Raw genomic sequence first — 3,161 nt, forward strand, 5'->3', positions numbered from 1 at the left:
GCCCCACCCCCTTCCCACCACCCCGCGAGCGGCCGAATCGACCCCGATTTTGGATTCCGGGGCCCGAACAGGGTATTTTTCTTCTGCACGCCGCGACCGGGGAAACCCGGCCGAAGCGAGCACCGGGACGTGGCGCAGCTTGGTAGCGCACTTGACTGGGGGTCAAGGGGTCGCAGGTTCAAATCCTGTCGTCCCGACTCGTAAGAGTCGCAGGTCAGGGCCTTGTTTCACTTCGGTGGAGCAGGGCCCTCGATCGTTTGCGGCTGCTGGAGCGGCAGGTCGGCGACCATGACCGCGTACACCGGGGAATCCGGGAACGGCTGGTCCTCGCCGATCTTTCGGTAGCCCCAGGCTTCGTACAGGGTCTGCACTCTCGGATGCGTCGTGTCGACCAGCAGTGCAGCGAGATCTTCGTCCCTGGCCTCCATCAACGCCCGGTGCAGCCGCTCGGCGGAGCCCGTCTTCCGCCACCGCTCGCGCACCATCAGCTCGGAGAAGTGGAACGTGCGGCCCTTCTCGGGTACGGGCTCCAGTTGCCCCCGCCACCACTCCCGCCCCGGCGCACTGGGAGCCCCGTACGCGAAGCCCACCGCCTCGCCGCCGTCGTACGCGATCACACACGAGAAGCCCGGGTTGCCGCCCCAGTGATCCACGAACCAGGGAAATTTCTGCCGGAACGCGTCGTCGGTCATCCGGGCGGCGTGCACGTCGGCATGTACGCCGATCAAGGTCTGCCGGCTGTCGGGCAGGTCTGCGTGGGTGAAGTGGCGCAGTTCAAGGGTGGGGGTCATCGAGTCCGCTCCGTTTCGAACGCTGGAAAGCGCCAGTCGTGCTGCCGCAGCGCCTCCACCAGCCTGTGCCCCTCCTTCGCTCCGGTGCGGATCATGGCGGCGGCCGTGGTGTGCAGTTCGTTCCAGGAGTGCGGGCGGCCGATCGTGGCGGCGTCGGGGACGAGGGGGAGGGCGACGGACAGCGCTTCGGCGGGCTCGCCGGACCCGGCGTACGCGTGGGCCAGGCAGCATCCGTACCAGGTGCGGTCCCGCCGGTAGGAGTCCGCCAGCCCGGCCAGCCCGGTCCGCAGATGATCGGCGGCGCCGGTCCAGTCGCGCAGATGCATGGCGATCATGCCCCGCTGGAGCGTGAACCACGTGTCGCCGTAGAAGTACATCCACGCGGGCTCGTCCTCCGGGCGCTCGGACGCCCGGCCGATCAGCCTCCGCGCCTCGTCGAGCAGGCGGTGGGCGTCGTCGCCGGCGCCGTTGAGGGCGTGGCCGCGCGCGGCCATCTGCGCCGCCATCCCCCGTACGCCGGGGGACGCGCCCGGGGCCGACCGGCGAGCCGCCTCGGCGAGGCGTACGGCGCGGTCGCCCCGACCGCCGGACCACGCCATGTGTGCCTTCATGCTCAGCGTCGTGGCGGCCATGTCCGCGTCACCGGCCTCCAGCGCCCAGTCGTGACTGCGGTCGTACCAGGTGAGAGCGGCGGCGGTCTGTCCCTGATCCTGCGCCATCCACGCGAGGAACTGGGCGTGCTCGGAGGCGAGCCGGATCACCCGGTCCGCGAGCGGCCCTCTGGCGCCCGCGAACAGGCCGACAACGGAACCGAGTTGCTGCCGCATCAGCCCCACCAGCGGACGGGACCCGATCAGGTCCTCGGCGGAACGGTGCTCGGCGAGCAGCCTGTCCAGCCAGTCCAGCGTGGGGGCATCCACCTTGTGCGTGGCGTCGGCCGCGCCGGTGATGCGGGCCAGCAGGTCGTCGTCCGGCCCCGGACCGGGCAGCAGGAGCCCCGCGACGGGCCGGCGTTCGGGGCCCGTGGCATGAGGCGGCGCCCCCAGTCCGGCGAGGATGCGCTGCCGCACCTCACTCGACGTCACCCGGCGGCGCCCGCGCTCGATGTCCGACACGTCCGGCTGCACCAGGCCGACGAGTTCGCCGGCCTTGGTCTGCGAGAGCCCGGAGAGCTTGCGGTAGGTGCGCAGGACGGCGCCCCAGTCCTCGGCGGCGAGCGCCGTACGCAGCTCTGGGTGGGACCAGAGGCCGAGGCCGGGTGCCGTCATAGGACGAATATAGGGCGGCCCATAGGGAGGTGGGATGGGGCCGGTGCGCGCTCGTCCCGATGATCGGTCCGTACACCCCGGCGGCTGCGCTGACGCCCCGGGGACGCGACCGACCTGAAAGGGCGAATCGGCATGGCGCACGTTGCCGAAAACCTGCCTCGCGCACCCGAGAGCGCAGCCGCCGCCAGACACCTGGTGAGCGAAGCCCTCTCCACCTGGGGCCTGGAGGAACTGGCCGATGACGGCGCCCTGATCGTCTCCGAGCTGGTGACCAACGCCGTTCAGCATGCGCGGAGCCGTTCCGTCCGGGTCACCGTCACCCGGCTGGAGCCGGCCCGGGTGCGTATCGGAGTCGTGGACAAGTCGGGGAAGGTGCCGTGGCTCCGGGAGCCCGGCGGGGCGGACGAGGGCGGGCGCGGGCTGGTGCTCGTAACCGGGCTGGCGTGGGACTGGGGCAGTGAGCCGTTGCCGTGGGGCAAGCGGGTGTGGGCGGAACTGCACGGAGGCGGGCAAGGGATGCGCGGCGAGCGGTATCCCTGGGTGGGCGATCTGGTTCGGGACGGGGAGACCGGGCGGCACGGCATCGTCACCGACGTACTCGGGGGCGCCGAGTGGGTGCTTCGGCCGGAGTCGGGGCCGGGGCAGTGGAATTCGCGGAGGCCCGAGCGCCTGACCGTGGTCACGCCGCGCGCGTCCGTACGGGACCGCTCGTAGAGGCGCAGGAGGGCCTCACACCACCCTCCTCCCACTACGCACCACCGCCACCACCTCCCTCACCACCCCCACATCCGCCAGCGGATCCCCGCCCACCGCGATCAGATCCGCGTCGTACCCCGCCGCGATCCGCCCCTTGCGCCCGCCCACCCCGCACACCAGCGCCGCCGTCGATGTCGCCGCCCGCAGGGCCTGTGCCGGGGTGAAGCCGAAGTCGGCCATGGCGGTGATGCCGTACGGGTAGCTGCCGTGGGCCTTGATCGGGAAGATTCCCGAGTCGCTGCCCAGGGCCATGGCCACGCCGGCCTCGCGCAGGGTGCCCAGCCCCGCGATGAGGGCGGGGATACGGCGGGCGATGTGCGGGGGGGGGGGGGGGGCCCCCGGGGGG

General features: G+C 72.1%; 4 protein-coding genes and 1 tRNA gene. 2 read left to right on the top strand and 3 right to left on the bottom strand.

The annotated features are described in order from the left end of the window. Positions 1-123: 123 nt before the first annotated feature. Positions 124-197, top strand: a tRNA-Pro gene (locus ADK86_RS14375). A 30-nt stretch (positions 198-227) separates the two neighbouring features. On the opposite strand, the gene ADK86_RS14380 is transcribed toward ADK86_RS14375, so the two are convergent. Both ADK86_RS14380 and ADK86_RS14385 read right to left on the bottom strand, forming a co-directional pair. Further along, positions 228-791 (bottom strand): GNAT family N-acetyltransferase, encoded by a 564-nt coding sequence (locus ADK86_RS14380; RefSeq protein ID WP_053696958.1) that lies wholly within the window; start codon positions 789-791, stop codon positions 228-230. Beyond that, positions 788-2,059, bottom strand: coding sequence for a helix-turn-helix domain-containing protein (locus ADK86_RS14385; RefSeq protein WP_053696959.1), 1,272 nt, complete (start codon positions 2,057-2,059; stop codon positions 788-790). The genes ADK86_RS14380 and ADK86_RS14385 overlap by 4 nt, the downstream gene beginning before the upstream one ends. A 132-nt stretch (positions 2,060-2,191) precedes the next feature. Between ADK86_RS14385 and ADK86_RS45405 the strand changes: the two genes are divergently transcribed. Beyond that, positions 2,192-2,773, top strand: a complete 582-nt coding sequence (locus ADK86_RS45405) for an ATP-binding protein (protein WP_063788995.1) — start codon at positions 2,192-2,194, stop codon at positions 2,771-2,773. Positions 2,774-2,788: 15 nt separating this feature from the next. Here ADK86_RS45405 and ADK86_RS14395 read toward each other — a convergent pair. Beyond that, on the bottom strand, positions 2,789-3,161 hold a 373-nt coding region (locus tag ADK86_RS14395), incomplete at its 5' end, for an amidohydrolase family protein (RefSeq protein ID WP_159393857.1).

It is taken from the genome of Streptomyces sp. NRRL F-5755, from assembly GCF_001279365.1.
In the GTDB taxonomy this organism is placed as follows: Bacteria; Actinomycetota; Actinomycetes; order Streptomycetales; family Streptomycetaceae; genus Streptomyces; species Streptomyces rimosus.